The following is a 25651-nucleotide window of genomic DNA, read 5'->3' as shown; positions in this document are numbered from 1 at the left end:
CGGAAGAGGGTGGTTTTCGGTTCAGTCGGAGCCTTCGGCGTGCGAAACCTCCTTGGTGCCGTGACGGCGGAGGAGCAGATGGATCGTCAGCCCGCCGCAGATGATCGCGGCGCCCCAGCAGACGATCACCATGCGCACCGACAGGACGAGGGTCAGCGTGCCCAGACCTAGCGCGACGGCAAGCCACAACGCCGACAACACCAGCTGCGACACCGCGAGGATCCGGCCGGTGTAGTCCGGCGGTGCTTCGGCCTGGACATAAGCGCGGAACAGCACGAGCGAGCCGAGCGCCGCCCCGCCCACGAAGGCGGCCAGCGCGATCGACCACGGCAGGTTCGTCGCCGTGGCCAGCAGCGTCATCGCGCAGCCGGTGAGCAGCAGCGAACCGGTGTGGTAGCGCGGGTCGTCGTGCGCGTGGGAAAGCTTCACGCACACCAGCCCCGCGAGGAACGCGCCGACGCCCCAAGCCGCGTCGATCAGCCCGTACTCGGCGGCGCCCATCCCGTTGTCGTTCTTGACGAAAGCGGGCAGCACCGCGTTGATGCCGGAGATCAGACTGCCTGGTATCGCGGCGAAGAGGGCCGCCAACAGCAGTCTCCGGTGCGACGCCAGCACGCGCCAGGCGTCGGTCATGTCGCGGAACAGCAGCCCGCTCGTGCGCTTCGTCGCGGGTTTGGTGGTGCGCCGCGACGGCATCGCCAGGAGCATGCCGCTGGTGAGTATGCGCCCGGCCAGGCCGACGAGCAGCGGAGCGGTGTCGCCGAGAGCCGGAATGGCGGCCCCGCCCAACCCCGCCCCGATGAACACCCCGACCTGCGACACGGCCTGCCAGACCCCATTCGCCCGCAGGAGTCCCGTCCGGTCGAACAGTTCCGGCAGCAGGGCGCTGTAGCTGGCCGACGACAGCGAATACAGGCCGCTGACCACCGCGCCCGCTACCAGCACGTGCCAGGGCCGCAACTCCCCCAGGCCGGCGAGGAGCGGGATCGCGCCGAGCGGCAGGACACGCCCGAGTTCGGTGGCCACGGTGACCGCGCGCCGGGAGAATCGGTCGATCAGCGGTCCCCCGAAGAACGCGGCGGGCACTCCCGCGCCCGCGTTGAGCGCGGCCATGACCGCGAGGTGCAGCGGGGTGCCTCCGAGGGCGAGGACGAGCCAAGCCAGCACGACGACGTCCAAGCCGGTGCACAGGGTGGAGAGTGCACGCGCGCCCAGCAGCAACCGGAAAGCGGGGGTGCCCAGCATCAGAGCTCGGCCCTTCCGGCGTCGGCGATCCGGTCGAGCCGTTCCCGCAGCCCCTCAGGGCACATCGGACCGAGCTCATCCCGCAGTTCCCGCGCCTTGGCCCGGTTGTGCCGGGCGGCGTCCTCGTCCGACCAGCCGGACGGAGGGCGCAGCAGCATCGACCACACGGGCACGGGCTCGCCGCCCCGCAGCAGTTTCTGCCGGTACCCCGCCACGCCGAGGTCGAGTTCGCGCAGTCCGTTCCGCAGGCAGTACCGGACCGGTTCGTGGATCATCAGGTTGAAGTACTCGGCGTGGTCGCCGATCCGGTCGTAGTCGAGCCCCGCGGAGCGGCCGACCAGCGTACGACCGTGCCGGATGCAGGAGAAATAGCCGAGGGCGCGGCCTTCGTGGCGGCAGACGAAGGCGAACAGCGCGTCGCCGAGGACCGATTTCAGCTTTCGGTAGCGCCCGACGAAATAGTCGGCGTCGCCGTAGCTGCCGTGCCGGCGCTGGGTGCTTTCCTGCAGCTCGCCGATCTCGCGGAGGTTGTCGTCGGTGATGTCCTCGACGGTCACCGACCGACCGCCTCTCGCCAGCAGCCGTCGCTCCCAGCGCACCCGGTCGCGGTCCCGTTTGCGCAGACCCGCTTCGTACTCCCGCTCCGAATCGGCGTGCACCGGCACCGAGATCCGCATCGCTGTCAGCAATACCGGCCGGCCGGGCAGCAGTTCCCGCAGCCGAGTCATGTCCGGTCCGGTCAGGTGCGCGGCGAACGCGGTCCCAGCCCCCGCCGCCGCCGCCTCGGACTCCGCCGCCGCGGCCCATGCCTCCAGCCCGCCGTTCACCACGGGTGCGGTTCCGTAGCCCGAGGCGTTCCCCACCACGGTCACCGGTTCCCAGCGGCGGGCGGCCTCGTCGGTCACCCGGTCCGCGCCGCCGAAGAGCGTGCCGGGATGGAGGTGGGCGTTGGCGGGACCGTCGCGGTACCGGAACAGCGGGACGATCGCACGCAGGGTACCGCCGGCGTCCCGTACGACCAGTACCCGCTCCTCCGCGCCGTTCTGCCCGAGCATGGCGAGGTTCCAGGTCCTGGCCGAGTAGAACCCGATCCCGGTCGGGGCCGCCAGATCGTCCCATTCCGCCGGCGCGGCGGGAAGCGGGCACTCCTCGATCTCGAAAGCGCTGCGGCCGGTTGCCCGCGTGCGCGCGGTCATGCCGCGGGCCCCGTCAGCGCCACCAGAGGACGGGGGGTCAGGCCCATCTTGCGTTTGAACGGTTCGTTGAGTCGTCCGCATTCCGCGATCTCGACCCCGGACGACCACATCAGTTCCAGCATCTGCCACCACATCCGGTAATAGGGGCTGAACGCGACGTCCGGCCGGTCGCGCAGGTACCCGGCGGCCCAGTACTGCAGCCGGGCCGCTTCGAGAAAGCTCACTCCGACGGCCAGCGTCGCACCGGCGGCGTCGCAGACCTCCAGCACCCGCACAGGCTCCCCCAGTTCGCGCAGGAACGCCGCGAGCTTGACCGGGTCGTAGTACCGCGGCGACCCGGCCCGGGTGGCGGTGGCGGCCACGAACTCCATCAATCGGGGAAGGTCCGGGTGGTCGGCTCGACGGATCTCGCACCGGGCGCCCTGGTCTTCGGCCCGGCGCAGCTGCCTGCCGAGTTCGCGCCGGGCCGAGCCGCGGAGCGAGGCCAGGTAGGAGGGGCCGTCGGGCGCGAGCGTGCGCGGCAGCACCCACCGCGGCACGAGTTCCTCGCGCTGGAACCCGTGCTCGCCAAGCGCGCGGACGGTGTCAGTGCCGTCCTCGAGATTGATGAAGCCCCATCGTGCGCATCCGGTCTCCGCTGCCTGCGCGCCGAACGCTTCGCCCAGCGCCCGCAGGGATTCGTCGTCGCGCGCGAGCACTCTCGCACCGGGGCAGTGCCACATCGGGGAGAGAAACGCCTGCTCGTTTTCGCGCAGGCCGAGCAGTCCGAGCGGGTCGCCCTGGAGGTAGGCGGGGGCGGCGGCCAGCAACGCGCCGCTGGCGTCGCGCACTTCCAGATAGCGCGGGAGGGCGATCTTCTGCACCGGATGGTGTTCGTAGGCACGCAGGAACGCCCTGGTGTGGAACACCGGCGCGGCGAGATCCTTCGCCAGCTCGTCCCACTCCGGGCCGAGCTCGTCGGCGGTGCGGAGCACCCTGACCTCCCGCCGCCCGCCGCCCGGCGCGCTCCGACGGGGCGTGGTGACGGCGGCGATCGCCTCGGCGCAGGCCGCCACGTCGGCGGGCGCGACCGGGCCCATGTGACCGATCCGGAGGACATCGCGTTTCCACGCGCCGCGTCCCGAGGACACCCACACGTCGTGCCGGGCGGCGAGGGTGTCGCGAACCCGTTCGGCGGTGGGCGCCGGCAGGCGGACCGCAGTGACCGTCGGCGAGCACAGCGGCTCCGGAGGCACTACGAGGAGTCCTCGCGCACGCAAGGTCTCCCGGCAGAGGCGCGCCGTCTCGGCGTGCCGCGACCAGACGTTTTCCAGGCCCTCTTTCTCGATCTCGCCGACCGCCGCTTCCAGCGCGAAGAGCACGGACAGGTTGGGGGTGTACGTGGTGGTGGACTCGCGGGCGTGCGCGGCGGCGCGAGCGAGGTCGAGGTAGTAGCTGCCCGCTCCGGGAGCGGCGGCCCGGGCGAGCGCCCGCTCCGACGCGGCCACCAGCGCGAGGCCGGGCGGACAGGCGAGTGCCTTCTGGGGCACCCCGACGGCGACGTCCAGGCCCAGCCGGTCGAACGCGATCTCGGCAGCGCCCAGACTGCTCACGACGTCGACCAGGATCAGGCAGTCGCTGACCGAACGGATCGCCGCGGCCCACTCCTCCAGCGGGGCCAGTACCCCGGTCGAGGTTTCGTTGTGCGTCAGCAGGACAGCCTGGTAGCCCTCGGCGGCCTTCGCGCGGATCTCCTCGGTCGACGGCACGTCGCCCCACGCGGATTCCAGGACGTCGACCTCGGCGCCGTGGAACGCGGCGATCTCGCCGAAACGCGCGCCGAAGTAGCCCTGCCGCACCGACAGCACGCGATCGCCCCGCCGCAGCACCGACGCGGCCGCCGCCTCAAGCCCGCCTGTGCCGGAGCAGGTCAGCACCAGCACCGGCGCGGTCGTGCCGAACACCTTCGCCAGCCGCGGCGTCAGGTCTGCCAGCCGGTCGCGAAACTCCCGCGAGCGATGGCTGATCATCCGTTCGGCGGCCATCGCCTCCAGCGTCGCCCCGCTCACTTCCGCAGGGCCGGTCATTCGGTAGTTGCGCATGGGACATCGCCCTTCCTTCGCCGGTCCGCGGCGCTCGATCCGGCAGGCAACAAGCCCTCGACCGCGGCACGGACGCGCGCCCGGTCGAGGACGACCGGGGTACCGCTGACCCGGTTCGAAGCCAATCCCTCTTCCACCACGACTCCGGCGAGTCCGGGTGCGCCTTCGGCGCGGCACTCCGCCGGCAGGCCGCGGGCGGTGATGAGCGACCGGATCGTCGCGCCGACGTCGCGCTCGCCGGCTCGAAGCAGCCGCCGCAGCGTCGCGGCCGCTGCGGCGACCGCCGCCGGATCGTGGTGGTCCGGAATCTCGGCCGGCCCCGCCCGCTCGACCATCGGGGCCAGCCAGGTCAGGTGCATCGCACAAGCGAGGCCGTGCGGCACGCCGAGATGGACGGTGAGCGGATAGGCCAGCGCGTGCGCCGCGGTGGTGCGGGTGATGTCGATGGCCCGTCCAGCCAGGGTGGCGGCCTCGCAGAGCAGATCCCGCTCCGCCGCCGTGGGAACCTCGCCCGCCTCGCGCAGGATCGGGATGACCTTGCCGAGCGCGGCCTCGGCATGGTCCCGGGATTGCTCTGTCGCACGGATCGACCACAGCGATTCGACGGCGTGCGCGAGCGTGTCGAAAGCACAGCTCCAGGTGAGCGCGGGCGCACAACTGTCGGTCAGCGCGGGATCGACCAGCGCGACGTCGGCCCGTACCGCCGCGTCGTCGAGCGAAACCTTGCGGTTCCCCCGGTACAGAGTCGCGAACCGGGTGACCTCGCTGCCCGAGCCCGCGGTCGTCGGGACCAGCACCAGCCTGGCTCCGTCGAGCGGAGCGCGGCGTCCCTCGAGCACCTCCGCGGCCGCCGAGGGTTCCGGGGGCAACGCCCGGGCCGCCTTGGCGATGTCGAGCGAAGAGCCGCCGCCCACGCCGACCACCAAGGTGGCGCCGCAGTCCGCCCTCGCCCCGGCCGCAGCCACCGCCTCGTCGAACGTGGGATTCGGCCGGAAGCCGGAGAAGACGCGGGTGCCGGGCGGCAGCCGGCGTGCCAGCCCGAGCCGTCGCACGGTGCCCCTGCTGGCGACCACGAGCGTGCCTGCCCAGCCAAGCCCCGCGAGCTCGGCGAGCCTGCCGGACACACCCCTCCCGGCGATCACCGGGACGCTCGGCTCGGCAGCCGCTGTCACGACGCCTGCCCGGCAGCCGCGCCGCGGAACCGTTCTGCGACCGCGTCGAGGCTCATGGCCGCGGACGCCCTCGGGTGCACCTCGTCCGGCGTCGGCATGGCCCTGAGGACGCACAGCACCGGACCCGGCGCGGACAGGGCGGCGCGCACCTTGGGGGTGAGCGTCCTTTCGTCGTCGCACGTCAGGACCGTGCAGTACCCGAGCCCCCGGCCAAGGGAGTCCCAATCGAGCCCCGCCGAGGTACTGCGCTGGCAGCCGGTGGATTCGTAACATCCGTTGTCCACCACCACATGCACCAGTTGCGCGGCACCGGAAGCGGCGACGGTGCTCCCGGTGCCGAGGTGCATGAGGAAAGCGCCGTCGCCGTCGAGCACCACCACGCGGCGTCCTGGGCGCGCGGTCGCCAGGCCCAGCCCGATGGCCGCGGCGTGCCCCATCGAACCCTGCATGTAGAACGTCTCCGGCCGGTCCCGCTCGTGATGAGCCTGCCGCGACAGATAGCCGGTCGTGGTGACCAGCAGTTCGTCGGTCAACTGATCGAACAAGGCGGCGACCGCGGCCGCCCGGGTCAGCCCGGACCCCCGCACCGGTTCCTTCTCCGCCGCCTTCCCGATCGATTTCCTCGGCACCAAAAGGAAGAACGGGTCGTTCTTGGCACGCGCTCGAGCCGCGTCGTCGAGCGCTTCGCCGAGCCCGTCCGGCCGGAGCACCGCGTGCGGAATGCCGAAGCCGGCGAGCATCGGAAGGGTGGCCGAGCCCATCACCGCGTGCTGAGCCTCGTCCTCGCCGGGGTCCGGCCAGCCGCGCAAGGTCATCACCACCAGCACCGGGACGCGGTAGGGCAGCACGAGCGAGGTCAGCGGGTTGACCAGGTTGCCGAATCCCGAGTTCTGGCACAGCACCGCGGCCTGCTCCCCGGCGAGTTCCCAGCCCGCGGCCAGCGCCAGCGCGGCGCCCTCGGACGCGGCCGGGGTCAGTTCGCCCGCACGGTCGAAGAGCGTCCAGGGCCCGGCGAGATGACCGCACGGGACGCCCGTCACCCGGCGGGTGCCGTAGGCGCGCAGTTCGCGGACGAACGCCTCGGCCGCGAGTACCCCGCTCAACGGTCCCTGCCCAGCCACTGGTTCATGCCGGACAGGTCGAAGATCTCTTTCACCGAAGCGATATGCGGTTCGATGCCGGTGGTGGACCCCTCGGCGAGCACGGTCGCCCAAGCGTCGCGTACCGCCCGTACTGTCGCCCGCATTCCCTGGTTCGCGTAGATCACCATGGCGATGCCGGCGTCGTTCGCCTCTTGGACCGAGAACCGCGCGTAGGTGGTGGGCACGACGACCACCGGCGCCCGATGCCGCCACCGGTCCATGAAGGCGATGACTTCCGCCGAATCGACGGCCTTCGAGTGCACCAGCACCGCGTCGGCGCCGACATCGACGTAGTGGTGGCAGCGGCGGAGCGCCTCATCGACCCCGAGGCCGCAGATGAACGCCTCTGTCCTGGCGATGAGGACCGTGTCCGGGTGCCGCTGGGCCTGCTTCGCGGTCGTCAGCTTCTGCCCGAACTCTTCGGCCCCGAGAAGCTGCTGTCCGGCGTCGACGAAGCTGTTTCGCTTCGGGAACACCTTGTCCTCTATGCAGACCGCGGCGACCCCGGTGTCCTCGTAGCACATCATTGTGTACGCGGCGTTGAGGTTTCCGCCGAATCCGGTGTCGCAGTCCGCCACCACCGGGACGGCCACCGACCGTTGCATCGTGGCCGCGCCGGCGAGGAATTCGGCCATGCCGAGAAGGCTGACGTCCGGAAGCCCGTGCGCCGCCGAGATCTCCAGCCCGGACGCCCAGATGGCGTCGAACCCGGCTTCGGCGGCCAACCGGGCGCTGAGGCCGTCGTGCGCGCCTGCCACCCGGAGAAGCTTTTTCTCGGCGAACGCGCGCCGCAGCATGGCCGCCCGCGCACCGGGCGCCTCGATCAGGTTCGCAGTTTCTGTTGTCATCGCAGTCCTTCGCTCTTTCCGGCTGCTCCGATTGCAGCCGTCCCCAGGAATTCCGACAGGCGGCCAGCGGCCTCCGACAGGAGGCCAGGCGCCGCCGCGACACAGAGCCGGACATGGCCCGGCAACCCGAAGGTGGACCCGGGCCGCAGACGGACTCCGGCGTGCTCGGCCAACGCCGCGCACAGCACCCGGTCGTCACGCCACTCGGGCCGCGCCTTCGCGAGCCCCGAAGTGTCGAGGCACAGATAAATACCGCCGCGCGGGACGATCACGCGCACCGCCGGAACGGCCGACATCGTCCGTACGGCGTGCTCCCGCAACGCGTCCAGCCGGCGCACCCGATCCGGCACGGCGTCCTGCTGCCGGTCGAGAACCGCGGCGACCGCGGGCTGCGCCAGGGTGCTGACCGGCCCGGTGGTGTGCTCCACGATGGTCCGCACCGCCGCCGTCAGCGCCGCGTCCGCCCACACCCAGCCGACCCGGAGACCGGCCAGCGCATGCACTTTCGAAGCTCCGCCGACCACGACCTCGCACGCACCGGCCCGTACCCCGCCGGCGTCTTCGCCGCCGTAGGCCCAGTAGATGTCGTCGACGACCAGAAGCAGCCCGTGCTGTGCGCACCACGCGCGGATCGCAGCCAGGGTTTCCGTGTCGTAGACGGCTCCCGTCGGGTTGACCGGGCTGTTGACCACGACCGCTTTGGTCCGCCCGGTGCGCGCGGCTTCGAGCCGATCGGGATCCGGCAGCCAGCCGTTGGCCGGATCTCCCGGCACGGGCACCGGCCGGGCGCCGGCGATCCGCAGCATCTCGGGATAGTGGCTCCACCGGGGTTCCGGGACGAGGATCTCGCCGTCTGCCGCCGAAGCCGCGACGACGCTGAAGAGCCCGTGCCGCGCTCCCGCGGTGACGGTGATCTGCTCGGGGTCGACGTCGGATCCGACCCGGCGGGTGTAGTGCGCGGCGACGGCGGAGCGCAGACCCGATTCTCCGCCGGATGCCGCATAAGCGGTGACCTCGCGGCCGGACACGGTCTCGGCGAGCGCCTTCAACGCCGGTTCGGCCAGCGGCTCGATCACCTGGCCCGAGGACAGGTCGATCACCCCGCTCATCCGTCGCCGTCCTTGGCCTGGAGCGGGCGGATGCCGGTGAGGGCCGCGATCTTCGCCAGGTCGGTCGCCACCGCAGGCAACAGCGGGATGCCGTCGGCGGCGCGCTGTCGCGCCGATCTGCGGCGCCGGTCGCCCGGCATGCGCACCGGGACCTCCGGATTCGCAGGCCTGGCCGAGCGCACCTCGGCGGCCAGGCGGTGCACCTCGCCGGCGACGACGTCCGGTTCGCCGAGGGCGCCGAGATCCAGGCACAGCACGAACTGCCCGAGACCGGCCCCGCTCTCGTCGTAGGTGTGTTTGCTCCACCGCGCGCCCGCCAACGGGCCGCACAGCAGTTCGGCGAGCAACCCGAGCCCGGATCCTTTGTGCCCGCCGTATTCCTCGCCGAGGCCGCCGAGCGGGAGGAGCGCGAATCCCGCCCGTGCCTTCAGCCCGGCGACGACCGCGGGGATGTCCGTGGCTGATTCGCCGTCCGGGCCGACCGCCCAACCGGGGCGCATCGGCCTGCCTTCGCGGCGAAGACGTTCGAGCTTGCCGCGCGGCACGATGCTCGTCGCCGCGTCGAAACACAGCGGGCCGTCCGTACTGGGCACGGCGTAGCTGATCGGGTCGGTGCCGAACATCGGCTCGCCCGCTCCCGACGGCGCGACCTGCGGCGTGGCGTTGGTGGTGGCGATCGCGAACATGCCCGCGCGCGCGGCGCGTTCGGTGTACCAGCCCGCGATGCCGATGTGGTTCGAGCGGCGCACCGCCACCGCCGCGACTCCCTGCGCCCTCGCACGTTCGACGGCCAGGTCCATCGCGAAACACAACGCAGGCTGTCCGAGCCCGTTGTGCGCGTCGACCACGGCGACCGCGCCATGGTCACGCACGACCTCCGGCGAGGCGAGTCCGTCGATCGTGCCTTCCCGCAATCCCTCGACGTAGCGGCGCAGCCGAGCGACACCGTGACTGTCCACACCGGACAGATCGGCGGCGACCAGCACCTCCGCGGTCAGGTCGGCATCGTGACCGGACGCTCCCGTCGCTCGCAGCGCGGTCGCGGCGAACGCGCGCAGTTCGGCGGCTCCCACGATCACGACGGCATCACCGCCGCGAACGGCGTGCACGAGCGTGCCGCCGCGTCGGCCAGCCCGCTCCACAGCGCGGCACCGGTCAACGGCGACGCCGGCGGCGGATCGGCGACCGGGTGGTGAGCAATGAGCGGATCCGGAGAGCGGCCGGAGAACCGGATCGCCACTACGCCCGTGCGGAGCCCGTCCGCGGCGCGCCGGGAGGCTATGGTGCCCGGGAGTTTGCCCCGCCAGGTGCTCTCGTCCACCTTTCCTTCCGCGGTGACGGCGAGATCCGCCGACCGCACCGCGCCTGTTCTGTCCACCATGTCGAGAAGTGCCTCCGCCCCGGGTTTCGCCTCCGCTGTCGCCGCCGCGGCCAGTCCGAATCCGATCCCGCCGCCCGCCCCGAACCAGCCGCTGCGGAACCGGGCGGGGGCGGCTTCGTCGCCTGCTGCCGCGAGCAGGCCGACGAGCTGGCTCAGCGCGCCCGCCGCGATCGGCTGGTCCTGCTCGGTCATGCCTTTCTGCGCACCGAAAAAAGCCAGGTTCTCCGCCAGCGACGGGCGGACGTCCGGCAGCAGGCGCAGAGTCACTCCGTCGAGGAGACGCCGGGCTGGGGCCAGGTCGATCAACGCTGCCTCGCGCAGCGTCGAGGGAACGGGAACGACGCGCTTGCCCGCCGAGTCGAGAAACCGTGCACCGAGCGCGTGCAGCGCGCCCGCTCCGCCGTCGACGACGGCCGTGCCGCCAAGGGCGAGCAAAACAGTCTTCGCTCCGTTGGCGATCGCGTGTGCGATCACCGTGCCGACCCCCGCCGAACTCGCCGCGAGCGGGCGGAGATTCCGCGGGCTCGTTCCGCCGAGCCCGCAGATCGACGCGGTCTCCACCACCGCGGTGCGGGAGTCCAGTGCCAACCAGGAAATCCGTTGCGCGCGACCAGCGGCGTCCTGGGCGGTGACGGGCATCAACCGACCGCCGAGGACCTCGTGCAGCACGGACAGCGTCCCGTCGCCTCCGTCGGCGAGCGGCAGCACGGTGACGGAGGCGTGCGGAAGCGCGCGCCGGACGCCGACCGCGAGCGCGTCGGCGACCTCGACGGACGTGGCGTAGCCACGCAGGCAGTTCGGAGCGACGACCACGCTGCCGATGCGTCGCGCGGCCGCCCGGATATCGGGACTCATCTGCGCACGGCGGAGCGCCCGCGGACCCACGTGCGTAGCAGCAGCCGCGTGTGATCGCGTTCGTCCTGGAATTCAGTGCGCCCGTGCAACAGGGAGAGATTGTCGAACAGGGCGAGTTCGCCCTCGCGCAGCTTGCCTGTCCTCGCGAGGCCGCCAGAGGCGACAATCCGGTCCAGCTCGTCCAGCGCGGCGCGCTGCCGATCGGTCAACGGCGGGATTCCGGGATGCTCGTGCCCTCGCTCGATGTAACCGCGGAGATAGCTGATCGCGGACTTTCCGTTCTGAGTGAACAACACCGGCTTCCGCGTGGTCGGCGGTTCGCCCGGAGCCTGGTCGCCTCTGCGATCGAAATGGAAAGGCTCGCGCAGCGCCGCGGTCACCCCTGCGCGGGAGACGAGAGCGGCTTCCAGGTCGCGAATGTGCACGAACTCCAGTGCTCCGCCCCGCGCGGATTGCCGGACGCACAGGAGCGTGAAGAACTCGGGCGCCGGAAGCGGAGCCTCCGCGCCGTCCGTGTGCAGGCTGCCGCCGAAGCGGGAGTCCGAATACCGCGCCCGCGCGCCTTCGCCGATCGCCGTTCCGCGGTCCCGGACCTCGCGAACCAGGTTGCCCTCCCCGTCCTGCGGGAGCGGTTCGCCGAGCAGGCTCGTGAACCGGACCAGCGCCTCCTTGTTCCTCTCGTCGTCGAGCGGGAAACCGGTCAGGACCAGCACTCCCTGGCCGAGCTCGACGTGCTCCCTGACCAAGGCGGCGAGTTCGTCGCGCGCCTCGTGCGGGGCCGGGTCCTCGTCGTCGGCGACGAGAAATGCGCGAAGCCCTCCGGCGAGCGGGACGCGCGAGGCGCCGAAGCTGTCGACCTCCGCTCTGGCGCCCGCGGCATCGCGAGGCGTTGCCAAAAACTCGACCAACGGATCCCCCTCTGTCCGTTTTGTGCACCTGCCGCCAGAAAACTGCCAAGCTCCGGCAGAACGCCGAATCACGGCAAGGTGCTCCCCAGATTTTATCGCCCCAGTAGTGCGCAATTAACGAAAATGTAGTCTAGGTGTCATCTTGTCCGAGTGTCAAGGCGGCATCCGCGTCCGCCGGGCACCGTACTGCTCCTTTCGGGCCACTGCCTCCTGCGTTTTTTGACAATTTTTGCGCCCGTTTCGCTTTTCCGCGCGCGGCGCGTACAGCAAGCGGATGCGCTCGCTGCCCCAAAGGACGGAACATCATTAACGAACAGACTGCCGGGCAGACCCACCGCTCGATGCGGGAAAGATCAGCGGCACCAACGGTCACAGGATGACATTCCGGGCGTAACACCGCGGACGACAGTGCGAACTTCCCAGCATTGAGCGCATCGAACTTCAGATTCCGCAAAAGCTAAGCAGCGGCAAACAACATCGCTGCACGGCTCCGCCCCGCCCCGGAGTTGCCGATCGGCCGGCCGACCAGTTCGTGTTCCACTTGCACATTATTCAGGAAAATGATCGTGACCAAAGAGCGCAAACAGCGCAGAACCGGCTAATAGGTCAAGTAATCCGCTGCGTTCTCGCGCCTTACTGCCCGCGCGACGGCGGGTCGACCGGGCCCGGCAACAGCATGGGCGGAGCGATTCGCTTGCTCGAGGTGGCCGGGGCGGACTACTCGCGTTGACGCGGCGGGAGATCGTCCTCGACCCGGTTGCCCGGCCGCGGCACCACTGTGTTCCACAAGACTCGACGACGCAGCCGCTCCCGGCTGTCCTTGGCAGGCCGTGCCATCACCGTTCCGCCGAAGTTGCGGCGACGTCCGCGAGACCGCATCCCGGGCCGGACCGCCGCACCAGGAACTGTGCCCCTGAACGAAATTGATCGTAACTAAGCGCTCGTTTTCCGGGGTACGGAACGAATCGAACGGAACGATGCGAGTCACCGACGAAAACCCGCGCTCGCCACGCACGCGAGGACAAGCAGTGCAACCCTCGCGCCCCCGCCGCCCGACCAGGTTAGCCGCAGCCCCAGCCAGAAGAAGATCAGCTGACCCTAAGGCGGCGCGATCCGCCCGCGGCAGCGGACGGCCAAGGGGCCTCCGCGCCGCCGGAACCGCGGACGAGCCTTTCGGATGGATCAATGCTCCGTCGGCGGTGACCGCGAGTCTGACATTTGTCCCACGGCGCGTCCCCGGACGAGGTTTCGACGTGCTCGCCGCCGAACCGCGCAGTACAACGCCGATGCCTAGGCCGTTGAGCAATGGAGTCATGGGCGGTTGCGAAACCGGAGATTCTCGCCGGACGCCCGACCGCCGCGGGCAGCCAGTGCAGATTTTGCGGGCAGGGTCGGAAGTGGAGAGCTATAGCCACTGACGTGCCGCAGCACCGGTTCTACCCTTCGGCCCGGACAGTGACCAGCCCCGAGAGTCTGGTCACTGCGATGCAGGACTCCGGCCGGATCGGTTCCCCCTCGACGTCGCCGACCGGCCGGATGGCGGCCCGCCGGGCAATGTCGGAAAATCTCCATGGCCGTGGCGTGCGGGCGAGCGACAGCCGCCCGGTCAAGGTACTTGTCGCCGGCGTCCGAGAGACCTGGTTCATCGACAGCCAGGTCGGAGTCTTCTCGCCAGAGAACCAGCGGCTCGCGATGGGCCACCCGGACCCGCCTCTCGCGGGACCCAGCACGGCGTGAAATCCGGCCGGTACTCGCGGTTGTTCCTGTTCATTCCCCGAACCTGTTGCCGCATCGCGACGCGCGCAGGGCACCGACCTCTCGCCGACAAGATCCGCACGGGTTTCCCGGTGCGGGAAGGCTCCTCGCCGAGGCTGCCACGGTCACCGCAGCCAGCATCGGATCGCCAGGAGCACACGCGCCCGCGTCCCGTCGTCTTGCGGCCCGCCGTGGACTTGACGCGGTCTACTGGGCCGCAGGCGCCCGCTGCGTGCTCACGGCGACCGGGAACGCAACTGTCCCCACCTTGGCCGCGGTTGCCCCGCTTCCCGTTTGCGGATCTCGGAGCCGGACCGCGCGCCCAGTGCGGCTATCGCACTGGGCGGGGCTTTCCGTCCGCTCAATTCGAGAAAAACAATTCTCATAGAATTGCGATCATTGCGGTCGTCATTTTGTCCGTTTCGAGATTTTCCTCAGGTTCTGCCGGGCTCGTGATTCGGATCACCGAAATGGCGCAGCGAATTCACCGGCTGCGCCTGTAGCATGTGAGAAGGAGACCGGGTGGGCATTCTCGCGCCATCTGGGGAACAGAGCTTCAGTGTCGGATCCGATCTCCGGGCGGGGGTTTGCGCGCGACAGCGGATCGTTCCCGGGCGTCGCGGCGCGGGAACCGCGCGGGTGACGCATTTATCGGAAACAGCTGTGCATCAGCGGCATCATGACAACGCGGTACGGGCGCATCCGGCAACTGCGCCCGTACCGCACTGGGGGTACGGTGGAAGAATTAAAAAGCCGGGCCGCGGTCCGGCGTGCGGCTTTTTTCGATGTCGACGAAACAGTCATCACCGCAAAAAGCATGTTCGCTTTCCTGCGCTACTGGATGGAACGCCATGGCGACGACGGGAGCGGGTATGCCCGCCGCGCCGGCGAATTGCGGCAGATCGCTGCCTCCGGCAGGCCGCGGGAGGAAGGGAATCGACTTTACTACCGGTATTTCGCCGGGACCGTTGCGGCCGAGGTGCAGGCCGTGGGCCGGGCCTGGTACGCGACGTACCGGGCGGGTCCCGAAGCGTTCGTCGGGGCCGCCCTGGCGGCGCTGGAGAGACATCGCCGCGCCGGGCACCGGATCGTGCTGGTGTCCGGCTCCTTCACGGCCTGCCTGACGCCGCTCGCGGAGGATCTCGGGGCTGACCTCGTACTCTGCTCTGAGCCGTTGACCTCGGAAGACGGGCGGTATACCGGCGAAGTCCGCCGTTCGATGATCGGCGAGGCCAAGCGGGACGCGGTGACGGCGGAGATCGCCGCGGCGAATCTGGATCCGCGTGATTGCTTCGCGTACGGCGACCATGCCAGCGACCTCGACATGCTGGCCGCGGTGGGCAATCCGGTCGTGGTCGGGAACGATCCGGTGCTGACCGCCCGTGGCTGGCCCGTCCTGCCAGCGGAACCCGCGCCGCGGCATTCGGGCGCGCCGGAAAACGCCGCGCACTGACTCCCGCAGCACATTATTCAGCAAGGACACCAGCCCCGTGGAGGTGGGGATGACTGCGTTCGTCGTGGTCGGCGATCGATTTTCGAAATTCGCCGCGCGTACCGGAGCTCTGACGGTTTCACAAGTGATCCAAAAGATACGGGGCGACGGCATGCCAGGTGCGACGAAGCTGGTCGGCGGGCAAGGCTTGGAAGAATGCGACTGGGACCGGATCCGAGACGAAATCGCGCACCGGGGAACGTCCGGCGAAGTCGAGATCCACCCGCTGACGCACGGCCCGCTCAGCGACCGGTCGGAAACCCACAAGCACAATCCGCACAACGTTCTGGTCGCCGGACTGGAACTGGTGGGCGACCACGAGTTCGAGGCAGCGCTGCGGTTGCACAACGACCAGGAGTTCCAACTCGACCACATGGGCGTGCACGTCCAGGGAATGATCGTGCTGGAGGCCGCGCGGCAGATGTATCTCGCGGTGTGCGAGCGCTATTACCCGAGCGAAGGCGAAATTCATCTGTTCGACAAGATGGAGACAACTTTCCGCAACTTCCTTTATCCCCTGGAAACCCGGCTGCGCTCCGCGGTGACCGCCGGGACCAGCGACCTCGGCCGGCCGGTCTTCGACGTGCGGACCGAATTCCGGCAGGCCGGGCTGCACATCGCGGAGGTGCGGACGGTCGGCACCGCCTTGTCCGCACAGTCGCTGGAGCGCAAGGAGCAACGCGGAGCCGAACGCGCCCTGCGGCACACCCTCAAGAATGCCCCGGCGCCCGACCCGGCCCGCTGACCCCGCTGCGAAGAGGAGAACCATGACGACGACGGAAGGCGCGGGACCGCCGAAATTCCCGATGCCCCGCCGCCCCGGCTGCCCGTTCGACCCGCCGGAGGAACTCGCCGAGATCCGCGAGACCCGGCCCGTCCAGCAGGTGCGCAACTGGGACGGCTCCCGGCACTGGCTGATCACCCGGTACTCGGACTGCCGCACGGTGCTCGGCGACGCGCGGTTCAGCTCGAACTTCCGGCTGCCCGGCTACCCGACCACCGGGCCGGCGCAGCTCGCCTCGACCTGGCGCAGCTTCATCAACATGGACGGCCCCGAGCATCTGGACCAGCGCAGGGTGCTCATGCGCGAGTTCACCCGGCGCCGGGCGGAGCAGCTGCGGCCGCGCGTGCAGCAGATCGTGGACGACGCCGTCGACGCTCTGCTCGCCCAAGGCCCGCCCGCCGACCTGGTGAGCCGTTTCGCGCTGCCGGTCTCCTCGCTGGTGATCTGCGAACTGCTCGGCGTGCCGTTCGCAGACTCCGCGTTCTTCCAGGACCGCTCGGCCGCGATGCTGGACAAGACGCTGAGCCGGGAAGGCATCAACAACGCCAGGGAGGAGCTGCGCGGTTTCCTGCGCGACCTGGTGGCCGCCAAGGAGGCGACGCCGGGCGACGACCTGATCAGCCGGCTCGTGCACGACCAGGTCCGGGCCGGGCGGATGACTTCGGTGCAGGTCGTGGACACCAGCATGCTGTTGCTCATCGCCGGCCACGAGACCACCGCGGACATGATCGGTCTCGGCACCGCGGCGCTGCTGGCCCGTCCGGACCGGCTGGCCGAGATCCGCGACAGCGACGACCCGGCGTTTCTCGCCAACGCGGCCGAAGAAATGCTGCGGTATCTCACCATCACCCAGTCCGGCAGGCGGCGGGTGGCGGTCGCCGACATCGAGGTGGGCGGGCAGCTGATCCGCGCCGGCGAAGGCGTGATCGTCGCGAACGCCGCCGCCAACCGAGATCCCCGGCACTTCGCGGCCCCGGACGACCTCGACCCGCACCAGAAGGCGCGCCACCACCTCGCGTTCGGCTACGGGCCGCACCAATGCCTCGGCCAGTCGCTGGCCCGGGTCGAGTTGCAGGTCGTCTACGGCACGCTCTACCGGCGGATCCCCGCCCTGCGGCTCGCCGTCGCTCCGGAAGAAGTCCGCTACCAGCACGAAATGCTCATCTACGGCGTGCACGAGCTGCCGGTCGCCTGGTGACCGCGGCGCGAACCCCGATACCCGGAAAGGGAATCTTCATGACTTCATCGTTGCTCCTGGCCACCGAGATCCCGGTGGCCGGGCAGTCGGCGGCCGACGCGGTCAAAGCGCTGCGGGACACCGGTTCCGGCACGCTCTACGAGGGCCTCGAACACCCGGCGATCCTCGAGCTGACGCCGGTCGCCGACGCGGCCGCGCTCGCCGCGCCGCTGGCCCGGCTGCGCGAACTGCGCAAACCGCTCGCGCCGCTGCAGACCGGCGACTTCCGCACCCAGGTGCTGGAATTCGTCGCCGCGCCGAAGCCGGTCGACGGAGACCTCCCGGACACCCCGTACGTGCAACTGCGGCACGTCGAGGTGAAACCGCCGGTGCACGAGGAATACCTGGCCTGGCGCGAGGGGACGATCTTCGCCGAGGTCCGCGAGTCGGCCAAGATCGAAGCCTTCCTGGCTTATCACTCGCTGGTGAGCACCGAGCCGGGCGTGCTGTTCGTCGCGGGGTTCTCCTGCCCGCCGGAGGAGTACCTGCCGACGTTCGCCTCGGCGCGGTACGCCGAGATCGCCCGGCAGGCGCATCCCCGTTTCGTCACCGACGAAGGCCTCTACACCCGGATCTACCGGCGGGTTCCCGCTGAAGGCGAGCAGTCCCGATGACCGAGCCGTGCCGGTCCGCGGTCTACCGGCTGAGCATGACCACCCAGGGCCCGCTGTACCCGCCGAGCGAGGTGATGAACACCGACGGGGACTTCGTCGTCATCGGCACGATCACCCGCGCGCAGCCGGACGGGAGCGTCGCGGCGGCGCCCGGACGCGCGATCGTCGCGGCGGACAGCCCGCTCCCGGAGTTCGGGAGCACCCTCCCCTACCGGATCGTCCGCGAACTGCCCGAGGAGCTTTCCGCCGAGGACGAGGCGATGGTGCTCGCCACGCTGCCGCTGCCGCTGCCCTGCTCCAACTACACCGCGGTGATGGCGCCGCAACAGCAGCCGGAGCCGTTCTCGGTGACGCGCCCGAGCTATCCGTTCCACCAGGCCCCGATTCCGGATCTGCAGCCGGAAGACGGCCCGAAGGTGACCGCGCCGGTCACGCTCGGGCAGTGGGTCAAGGCCCGCGGCACGCTGACCGTCACGCTGGCCGAGGACAGCACGGCGGCGGAGTTCCGCGGCGAATTCTCCGGGCTGATCCCGGAAAGCCTGTACACCGTGATGGCGATCCGCCGCCGGGACATGGACCCGGACGGCCCGGCCCACCCCAGCCCGCTGGGAGTGCCGAATGTGTTCGTCGCCGACGAGGAGGGCAACGGGCGCTACCGCGCCGTGCTGCCCGACCCGTTCCCGGCCGCGGACGCGCCGAACAGCGCGGACCGGCTGGTCAATTTCGTCGTGCTGTGGATGAGCTACCAGCAGAACTACGGCGGCGCGGTGGGGCACCACGGTCTCGGCGCCGACATCCACGCGCAGCTGCGCCTCGACGCGCCCGGCTTCGCCGAGTTCACCACCCGGCCCCGCAACGGAGATGGCAAATGACGTCAGGAATCGTGTCCCCGGTCAGCGATCCGGCCGACGAGGCCGCCCGCGGGCGCAACGCGGCGGCGGGCTTGCGCCGGCCGGTCGGCGTCGTGTCGACCGGGCTGTGCGTGCCGCCGCGGGTGGTGACCAACACCGAACTCACCCGCACGCTCGACACCTCCGACGCGTGGATCCGGTCCCGCACCGGGATCGAAGAACGGCGGTACCTCGCGACTGGACTGTCCACATCGGACATGAGCATCGCAGCGGCGCGCGAGGCGCTGCGCCGGGGCGGTGTCGCCGCGGCCGAGCTGGACGCGATCATCGTCACCACGTTCACTCCGGACCAGCCGCTGCCCTCCACCGCGTTGATGGTCAAGGAACGGCTGGGCGCGCACCGCGCCGTCCCGCTCGACCTCACCCAGGCGGCCTGCGCCGGCGGGATCTACGCCCTGGTGGTGGCGGCGCACTTGCTGCAGAACACCTCGTACCGGCACGTGCTGGTGATCGGGGCCGACGCGGGTTCGCGGGCGACCGACCCGCAGGACCGCGGCACCCGGGTGTTCCTCGGGGATGCCGCGGGCGCCGCGCTGCTTGCGCCGACCGCGGACGGCTTCGGAATCCTGTCCTGGCACACCGATTCCGAACTGTCCTACGAGGTCGAGATCCCGGCAGGCGGCTCGCGGACGCCGACCAGCCCGGAAACCCTGCAGCGGCGCGACCAGTACCTGAAGATGAACGGCAAGGCAGTCTGGACCATGGCGACCGACCGGCTGCCGCGCAGCATCCGCGAAACCGCGGCACGAGCCGGGATCGGTCTCGACGAGGTCGGCTATTACCTGCTGCACCAGGCCAATCTCAACATCATCACCGAGGCGATGGCGAGCCTCGGCGTGCCCGCCGAGCGAGCTCCCACCACCGTCCGGCGCTTCGGGAACACCGCCGCGGCCAGCATGTTCACCGTTCTGCACGAGACGCTGAACGGCCCCGCGGAACACGGCGACGTGCTGATCATGGCGGGCATCGGCGCCGGGTTCCTGTGGGGTTCGATGTGCCTGCGCCACTGCGCGGCCGGGGGCTAGCGGTGTTCGCGATCTCAGCGGCGGGCACCGACGCCGCCGACCCGCTCGGCCAGCTGCGCGCCGGAGAGTGGCCGGACCCCTCCCCTGGCGAAGGCTGGACGACGGTGACCGTTCGCGCGGCTTCGCTGAACCGCCACGACCTGTGGACGTTGCGCGGCGTGGTGCCGCCGCACCAGCGGCTGCCGGTGGTACTCGGTTCGGACGCCGCCGGCGTCGACGAGAACGGCGAACCGGTCCTCGTGCATTCGGTCATCGGGAACCCGGAGTACCGGGGCGACGAGACGCTGGATCCGGACCGCACCGTGCTGAGCGAGAAATATGACGGCACGTTCGCCGAACGAGTCGCCGTCCCGGTCCGGAACCTGCTGCCCAAACCGTCGTGGCTTTCGTTCGAGGAGGCCGCGTGCCTGCCGGGTTCGTGGTTGACGGCGTATCGGATGCTGTTCGAACAGGCGCCGCTGAAACCCGGCGACACGGTGCTGGTGCAGGGCGCGGGCGGCGGGGTGTCGACCGCGCTCGTCGCGCTCGCCGCCGCAGGCGGGTTCCGGGTCTGGGTGACCGGCAGTACCGAAGAACGGCGGCGGCGGGCCGAGCGGCTCGGTGCGGACGCGTCCTTCCCGCCCGGAACCCGCCTGCCGCGCCGGGTCGACGCGGTGATGGAGACCGTCGGCGAGGCGACGCTGGCGCATTCGCTCCGGAGCGTCCGGTCCGGCGGCCACATCGTCGTCTCCGGTGCGACCACCGGGGCGACTCCGCGCATCGACCTGACGCACGTGTTCTACCGGCAGCTCACCCTCACCGGCTGCACGCTCGGCACCCGCGAGCACCTGGCGCGGCTCCTGCGGTTCTGCGCGGAGCACCGGCTCGCGCCCGAAGTCGACCGGGTGCTGCCGCTGTCGCGTGCGGCGGTCGGATTCCGGGCGATGGCGGAGGGGAACGTGTTCGGCAAGGTCGTGTTCACGGTCTGAATCAGTTGTCCGCACGGAAAAACGAACCCAAGGAGAGTGGTGTGGTGAGCAGTTCCGCGGTGACCCGCGAGGCGCTGGAGACCTTCGTGATCGACGCGCTGGCGGAGCAGGGCGCGGCCCGGGAGCGGATCGGCCCGGACGTGTCCTTCGACGAGCTGGGGCTGGATTCGCTGAACGTGACCGACATGGGCCTGTCGGTCAAGAACGAGTTCGGCATCGACGTGCACCCCGGCGACCTCGAAGACGCCGAGAATCTCCGCGCGGCGCTCGCGGTGATCTACCGGAAGGCCGGGCTCGGATGACGGTCACGCTCTCCGGGGCCGGATCGGCGCTGCCGCGCCGCGTCGTCGGCAACGACGACTTCACGCACCTGGACACGTCCGACGAGTGGATCGTGCAGCGCACCGGCATCCGGCAGCGGTATTGGCTGGAGGACGACGAAACCCTCGCGGACCTCGCGGAGCGGGCCTGCCGCGCCGCGCTCGCCGACGCGGCGGTCGCGCCGCGGGCGATCCGGCACGTCATCGTGGCCACGTCCACCGCGGACCGGATCAGCCCGGGTGTCGCGGTCGAGGCGGCCACCCGGCTCGGCCTCGACTGTCCGGCGGCGTTCGACGTCAGCGCCGGCTGCTCCGGCTTTCTCTACGCGCTGGACCAAGGGATCGCGCTCATCGAGTCCGGGCGCGCCGAGCACGTCCTGGTGTGCGGAGCCGAAGCGCTTTCGCGCATCACCGACTTCTCCGACCGGAGCACGGCCGTGTTGCTGGGCGACGGCGCGGGCGCGGTGGTGGTGTCGCGCGCACCGGGCGCGATGCGGCCGGTCTTCGCGTTGGGCTCGGACGGGACGAAGATCGACCTGCTGTACGTCGGCCGGCACGACGGGCTGCTGCGGATGCGCGGCCGGGACATTTACGAACACGCCGTCGAGGCGATGACCGGGCACACCCGGCTGGTGCTGAAAACCTCCGGGCTGAGCGCAGGCGACCTCGCGCTCTTCGTCGCGCATCAGGCCAACGCGCGAATCGTGCAGGCGGTTGCCCGACGGCTGGAAGTGCCCGAGCGCAAGGTCTTTCTCAATGTCGACCGGGTAGCGAACACGTCGTCCGCGTCGATCCCGCTCGCGCTCGCACAGGCCGCAGGGCAGCAGCTGGCGCCCGCGGGCGGAATCCTCGGCCTCGCCACCTTCGGCGCGGGCCTGACCTGGGGCGCCGGGGTCATTTCGTGGAAAGCGGGACCCGGCGCAAGCGGAGAACCAACCGAAAGGGAAACACCATGAACCATCCGGGACTGCTGGCAGGCAAGGTCGCGCTGATCACCGGCGCGAGCAGCGGGATCGGCGCCGCGGCGGCAAAGGTTTTCGCGCGGGAGGGCGCCAAGGTCGTCCTGGTGGCGCGGCGCAAGGAGCGGCTGGAGGCGTTGACCGAGGAACTGCGGGACCGCGGCGCGGAAGCGGAGTTCGCGGTCGCGGACGTGCGCGTCGCCGAAGAATGCGCGGCTGCGGTGGACCTTGCCGTCGAGCGGTTCGGCCGGCTCGACGTGGCCTTCAACAACGCGGGCCACGGCATCGGGCGCGACCCGTTGCACCTGATGGACGACAATGTTTACGACTACCTCGTCGACACCAACCTGCGCGGTGTCTTCAACTGCCTCCGTCCGGAGATCACCACGATGCTGACGAACGAGAACGGCGGTGCGATCGTCAACACCAGCAGCGTCGGCGGGCTCGTCGCGTCACCCGTGTCCGCGCCGTACATCGCTGCGAAACACGCCGTCGTCGGCCTGACCCGGGCGGCTGCCGCGGAGTACGGGCGCGAGCGGATCCGGGTGAACGCCATCGCACCGGGCGCGACGCACAGCGAGCAGGTGGCCGACTGGTTCACGAAGAACCCTGGCATGGAGGAGACGCTGCACCAGCTGACCCCGCTGCCCCGGACCGCGCAGCCGGAGGAAACCGCCGAGGTGGTCGCGTGGCTGTGCAGCGACCGTGCCTCCTACGTCACCGGCGTCGCGATGCCGGTCGACGGCGGATTCACCATCCAGTGACGCCGCCGGCCGGCGCGGGAAAGGAGAAGGCGATGGGAGGCCGCCTCGACGGAAAGGTCGCGGTGATCACCGGGGCGGGATCGGGAATCGGGCGGGCGACCGCGGAACGATTCGCCGCCGAAGGCGCCGTCGTCGCCGCATGGGACGTCAATGCCGACGGCGCGGGTCTGACGGCGAAAACGTTGGCAGACCGTGGATTCCGGGCCGCCGCGTTCGCGGTCGACGTGTCCTCGGCGGAGTCGGTGCGGACGGCCGCCGGCGAGGTCGCCGCGCAGTTCGGCACAGTGGACGTCCTGGTCAACAACGCGGGGATCTTCGATTACTACGCCACCCTGCGCGACACGACCGAGGAAGCCTGGGACCGCGTCCTGAACGTGAACCTGAAGGGGATGTTCCTCGTCACCCAGGCGCTGCTCGACGCGCTCGTCGACGGCGGCGGGGCGGTGGTGAACACGTCCTCGATCTCCGGCTTGGTGGCCGGCGGCGGCGGGGTCGCCTACACCGCGTCGAAGCACGGCGTCATCGGATTCACCCGGCAACTGGCCCTCGAATACGGCAAACACGGCGTGCGGGCCAATGCGGTGCTGCCCGGCGCGGTCGAAACCGAAATGACCAAACCGCTGCTGGCACAGGCTGATCTGCCGATTCTGGAAACCGTCCGCCGCGTGCCGGCCGGCAGGCACGCCCAGCCGGACGAGATCGCCGACACGGTGCTGTTCCTGGCCAGCGACGAGGCCAGGTTCGTCTACGGCACGAGCTTCGTCGTCGACGGCGGCTGGACCGTCGTCTGACCGACGGAACCGATTTCGGCTGTTTTTCCTGGGGAAGCATTTTTCTCAGCACTGGGGTTCCGCGCGCGAAAAATCGCGCGCGGATGGACGAAAGAATGGACGACCATGTTCTTTTCCGAATCGCGGACGCCGGGCAGGGCCGGCCGCCGCGGCATCGCGTTGCTGGCCGCCTGCGCGGCGTTGGCGCTGACCGCGGGGACGGCGGACGCAGCCGGTCCGGTGACGCCGCTGTTCACCCTTCCGGCAGGCAATGTCGCTCCCGAGTCGCTGACCGCGGACCCGGCCACCGGCGACATCTACGTTTCCAGCTACACCAACGGCGAAGTCGACCGCCGCGCCGCCGGTTCCGGGCAGGCGCAGGTGTTCATTCCCGGCGGCGCCGACGGCAGGGCGAACGCGACCGGGGTCAAAGTCGACAGCGCCGGCCGGCTGTGGGTGCTGGGCGGCCCCACCGGCATCGTCGACGTCTACGACGTCAAAACCGGAGCGCGGATCGCGGCATTCACCAGCGGCAGCACCGACGGCCTGCTCAACGATGTCGCCTTCGGCCCGGACGGCAGCGCGTACATCACCGATTCGTATCTGCCGGTGGTGTACCGGGTCGCCCCGGCCGATCTCGCCGGCGCGGCGAACGGCGCGACCCTGCCGCAGTGGCTCTCCCTGCGCGGCACGCCCGCGGACTACGGCACGGCGAAACAGCTGAACCTCAACGGCATCGGCGTGTACCGCGGAAATCTGGTGACAGTCAACTCCACCACCGGGCAATTGTTCCGGATCTGCCTGGCGACGCGTTCGGTCAGCGTCGTGCAGAGCAGCGCGAAGTTTGTCGACGGCGACGGCCTGACCATCGCCGGCGACAAGATGTGGATCGCCCAGAACTACCGCAACACGGTGGTGCGGGCCGGACTCAGCGGCGACGCCGGTGTCGCCTCCCCGGAGGTCTCGTTCACCAGCGACGACCTCCGGATTCCCAGTTCGGTGATCCGCTACGGCGGGCAGACGGTCGTGACCCGCGGCCAGTTCGGCAGCCCGACGCCCGTGACCCCGTTCGACGTCGCCGCGGTCGCCGGGGTCTAGCGGACGATCTCCGCGAGAGCCGTAGCGCCTCCCGTGCGGGTGCCGGCGGTCTCAGCCGCCGCCGGCACCCGCACGGGAGGCCATCTCCGCGAGCCTCCGCAGCGCCTCGTGGTCCGCGCTGCCCGGTTCGGCCTGGTAGATCGTCATCCGCTGGCCGCCCGGGCCCAGCCGCAGCACCTCGTAGTCGAACGTGACCTCGCCGAGGTCCGGATGCCGCAGCCGGGCTTGGGCGCTGCGCCGGCTGCGGACATCGTAGCGCTGCCACAGCCGGCAGAATTCCGTGCTGTCCCGGGAAAGTTCCTCGACCAGCGCGGCCAGGTCCGGAGCCTCGGGCGCGTCGGCGAGCAGCGAGCGCAGCTGCGCGGCGGTGCTGACCGCGGCTTCCTCCCAATCGACGTAAAGCTCCCGCGCGGCCGGATGCCGGAACAGGTACCGGATCGTATTGCGGCGTTCGGCAGGCCAATCCGTCAATCCCGGGAACAGCGCGAGCGCTTCCGGATTCGCGGCGAGGATGTCGCTGGTTCGGCTCAGCAGATGCGCAGGCCACGGGCGCACCGTCTCGAGGAGCCGGAGAATGCCCGGCCGCACCTCGCGTTCGGACGGATTTCCCGGTGACAGCACGCGTTGCGCGGTGTGGTTGGCAAGCGCGTAGAGGTGCGCGTGCTCCTCCCGGTTGAGCCGCAGCGCATTCGCGATCCCGTCGAGGACCACGCCGCTCGGATTGGTTTCGCGGCCTTGCTCCAGCCGGATGTAGTACTGGACGCTGAGCCCGGCGAGAGTGGCGAGTTCCTCCCGGCGCAACCCCTGCGTGCGGCGGAGTCCGGTGCCCTCGGGGAGCCCGACGTCGGCAGGGCGCAGCCGGGCGCGCCGGGCGAGCAGGAATTCGCCGAGCAGGGCGGGCGTGCTCGTGGGCACGGATTCTCCTCTTCCAGGGCTCGCCGGTGTGGTGGTTGCCGGACGCTGCCTGTCCCTTTCACTGGCAGGCACGGTGGTGCCATGCACACTGCGGTCTTCTTC

24 protein-coding genes are annotated in these 25651 nt (G+C 70.5%); 13 read left to right on the top strand and 11 right to left on the bottom strand.

Going from position 1 to position 25651, the window contains the following annotated elements:
- Positions 1–21: 21 nt before the first annotated feature.
- From EIZ44_RS09295 to EIZ44_RS09250, 10 genes are read right to left on the bottom strand one after another with little or no spacing between them, the layout of a single operon-like run.
- Complete coding sequence (locus tag EIZ44_RS09295; RefSeq protein WP_134662765.1) at positions 22–1245, bottom strand: MFS transporter; 1224 nt, start codon at positions 1243–1245, stop codon at positions 22–24.
- Entirely contained in the window at positions 1245–2441 is a 1197-nt protein-coding gene (locus EIZ44_RS09290) for a GNAT family N-acetyltransferase (RefSeq protein ID WP_134728284.1), read from the bottom strand. Before EIZ44_RS09290 ends, EIZ44_RS09295 begins: the two co-directional genes overlap by 1 nt.
- Positions 2438–4522: an aminotransferase class V-fold PLP-dependent enzyme gene (locus EIZ44_RS09285; protein ID WP_134728283.1), complete on the bottom strand. Its 2085-nt coding sequence runs from the start codon at positions 4520–4522 to the stop codon at positions 2438–2440. The genes EIZ44_RS09290 and EIZ44_RS09285 overlap by 4 nt, the downstream gene beginning before the upstream one ends.
- Positions 4504–5694: an iron-containing alcohol dehydrogenase gene (locus tag EIZ44_RS09280; protein WP_167754067.1), complete on the bottom strand. Its 1191-nt coding sequence runs from the start codon at positions 5692–5694 to the stop codon at positions 4504–4506. Before EIZ44_RS09280 ends, EIZ44_RS09285 begins: the two co-directional genes overlap by 19 nt.
- The gene (locus tag EIZ44_RS09275; RefSeq protein WP_167754065.1) at positions 5691–6797 is read right to left on the bottom strand and encodes a thiamine pyrophosphate-dependent enzyme; all 1107 of its coding nucleotides are present in this window, start codon (positions 6795–6797) and stop codon (positions 5691–5693) included. The genes EIZ44_RS09280 and EIZ44_RS09275 overlap by 4 nt, the downstream gene beginning before the upstream one ends.
- Positions 6794–7684: an isocitrate lyase/phosphoenolpyruvate mutase family protein gene (locus tag EIZ44_RS09270; RefSeq protein ID WP_205673086.1), complete on the bottom strand. Its 891-nt coding sequence runs from the start codon at positions 7682–7684 to the stop codon at positions 6794–6796. Before EIZ44_RS09270 ends, EIZ44_RS09275 begins: the two co-directional genes overlap by 4 nt.
- Positions 7681–8793 carry a pyridoxal phosphate-dependent aminotransferase gene (locus EIZ44_RS09265; protein ID WP_134728280.1) on the bottom strand — a complete coding sequence of 371 codons (1113 nt, stop codon included), beginning with the start codon at positions 8791–8793 and terminating at the stop codon, positions 7681–7683. The genes EIZ44_RS09270 and EIZ44_RS09265 overlap by 4 nt, the downstream gene beginning before the upstream one ends.
- A complete protein-coding gene (locus EIZ44_RS09260; RefSeq protein WP_167754063.1) occupies positions 8790–9872 on the bottom strand; it encodes an Ldh family oxidoreductase in 1083 nt (360 codons plus the stop codon). The genes EIZ44_RS09265 and EIZ44_RS09260 overlap by 4 nt, the downstream gene beginning before the upstream one ends.
- A complete protein-coding gene (locus EIZ44_RS09255; protein ID WP_134728279.1) occupies positions 9869–11029 on the bottom strand; it encodes a glycerate kinase in 1161 nt (386 codons plus the stop codon). The genes EIZ44_RS09260 and EIZ44_RS09255 overlap by 4 nt, the downstream gene beginning before the upstream one ends.
- Positions 11026–11937, bottom strand: coding sequence for a TauD/TfdA family dioxygenase (locus EIZ44_RS09250; RefSeq protein WP_167754061.1), 912 nt, complete (start codon positions 11935–11937; stop codon positions 11026–11028). Before EIZ44_RS09250 ends, EIZ44_RS09255 begins: the two co-directional genes overlap by 4 nt.
- A gap of 1455 nt (positions 11938–13392) precedes the next feature.
- Between EIZ44_RS09250 and EIZ44_RS09245 the strand changes: the two genes are divergently transcribed.
- The 13 genes from EIZ44_RS09245 (at position 13393) to EIZ44_RS09185 (ending at position 24634) form a co-directional block, all read left to right on the top strand.
- Positions 13393–13674, top strand: coding sequence for a hypothetical protein (locus EIZ44_RS09245; RefSeq protein WP_134728277.1), 282 nt, complete (start codon positions 13393–13395; stop codon positions 13672–13674).
- Between the two features lie 697 nt (positions 13675–14371).
- Complete coding sequence (locus EIZ44_RS09240) at positions 14372–15145, top strand: HAD family hydrolase (protein WP_134728276.1); 774 nt, start codon at positions 14372–14374, stop codon at positions 15143–15145.
- The gene (locus EIZ44_RS09235; protein WP_134728275.1) at positions 15075–15929 is read left to right on the top strand and encodes an AfsA-related hotdog domain-containing protein; all 855 of its coding nucleotides are present in this window, start codon (positions 15075–15077) and stop codon (positions 15927–15929) included. The genes EIZ44_RS09240 and EIZ44_RS09235 overlap by 71 nt, the downstream gene beginning before the upstream one ends.
- 22 nt (positions 15930–15951) lie before the next feature.
- Positions 15952–17166, top strand: a complete 1215-nt coding sequence (locus EIZ44_RS09230) for a cytochrome P450 (protein WP_134728274.1) — start codon at positions 15952–15954, stop codon at positions 17164–17166.
- A gap of 38 nt (positions 17167–17204) precedes the next feature.
- Entirely contained in the window at positions 17205–17819 is a 615-nt protein-coding gene (locus EIZ44_RS09225) for a hypothetical protein (RefSeq protein WP_037806219.1), read from the top strand.
- Complete coding sequence (locus EIZ44_RS09220) at positions 17816–18691, top strand: hypothetical protein (protein ID WP_037806221.1); 876 nt, start codon at positions 17816–17818, stop codon at positions 18689–18691. The genes EIZ44_RS09225 and EIZ44_RS09220 overlap by 4 nt, the downstream gene beginning before the upstream one ends.
- Positions 18688–19755, top strand: a complete 1068-nt coding sequence (locus EIZ44_RS09215) for a 3-oxoacyl-ACP synthase III family protein (RefSeq protein WP_134728273.1) — start codon at positions 18688–18690, stop codon at positions 19753–19755. The genes EIZ44_RS09220 and EIZ44_RS09215 overlap by 4 nt, the downstream gene beginning before the upstream one ends.
- 2 nt (positions 19756–19757) lie before the next feature.
- Positions 19758–20723 (top strand): zinc-binding dehydrogenase, encoded by a 966-nt coding sequence (locus EIZ44_RS09210; RefSeq protein ID WP_037806224.1) that lies wholly within the window; start codon positions 19758–19760, stop codon positions 20721–20723.
- A gap of 44 nt (positions 20724–20767) precedes the next feature.
- Complete coding sequence (locus tag EIZ44_RS44620) at positions 20768–21025, top strand: acyl carrier protein (RefSeq protein WP_158714388.1); 258 nt, start codon at positions 20768–20770, stop codon at positions 21023–21025.
- Entirely contained in the window at positions 21022–21999 is a 978-nt protein-coding gene (locus EIZ44_RS09200) for a beta-ketoacyl-ACP synthase 3 (RefSeq protein ID WP_134728272.1), read from the top strand. Before EIZ44_RS44620 ends, EIZ44_RS09200 begins: the two co-directional genes overlap by 4 nt.
- A complete protein-coding gene (locus EIZ44_RS09195) occupies positions 21996–22766 on the top strand; it encodes an SDR family NAD(P)-dependent oxidoreductase (protein ID WP_134728271.1) in 771 nt (256 codons plus the stop codon). Before EIZ44_RS09200 ends, EIZ44_RS09195 begins: the two co-directional genes overlap by 4 nt.
- A 32-nt stretch (positions 22767–22798) precedes the next feature.
- Positions 22799–23557: an SDR family NAD(P)-dependent oxidoreductase gene (locus EIZ44_RS09190; protein WP_134728270.1), complete on the top strand. Its 759-nt coding sequence runs from the start codon at positions 22799–22801 to the stop codon at positions 23555–23557.
- A 105-nt stretch (positions 23558–23662) separates the two neighbouring features.
- A complete protein-coding gene (locus tag EIZ44_RS09185; RefSeq protein ID WP_134662782.1) occupies positions 23663–24634 on the top strand; it encodes an NHL repeat-containing protein in 972 nt (323 codons plus the stop codon).
- A gap of 51 nt (positions 24635–24685) precedes the next feature.
- Here the strand turns inward: EIZ44_RS09185 and EIZ44_RS09180 are convergent, their stop codons facing one another.
- Positions 24686–25549 (bottom strand): helix-turn-helix domain-containing protein, encoded by an 864-nt coding sequence (locus tag EIZ44_RS09180; protein WP_037806228.1) that lies wholly within the window; start codon positions 25547–25549, stop codon positions 24686–24688.
- Positions 25550–25651: the final 102 nt, after the last annotated feature.

This window comes from Amycolatopsis nivea (assembly GCF_004522235.1).
Lineage (GTDB): Bacteria > Actinomycetota > Actinomycetes > Mycobacteriales > Pseudonocardiaceae > Amycolatopsis > Amycolatopsis nivea.
Note: the sequence above shows the minus strand (reverse complement) of the source record. Positions and strands in the feature narration are given on the sequence as shown.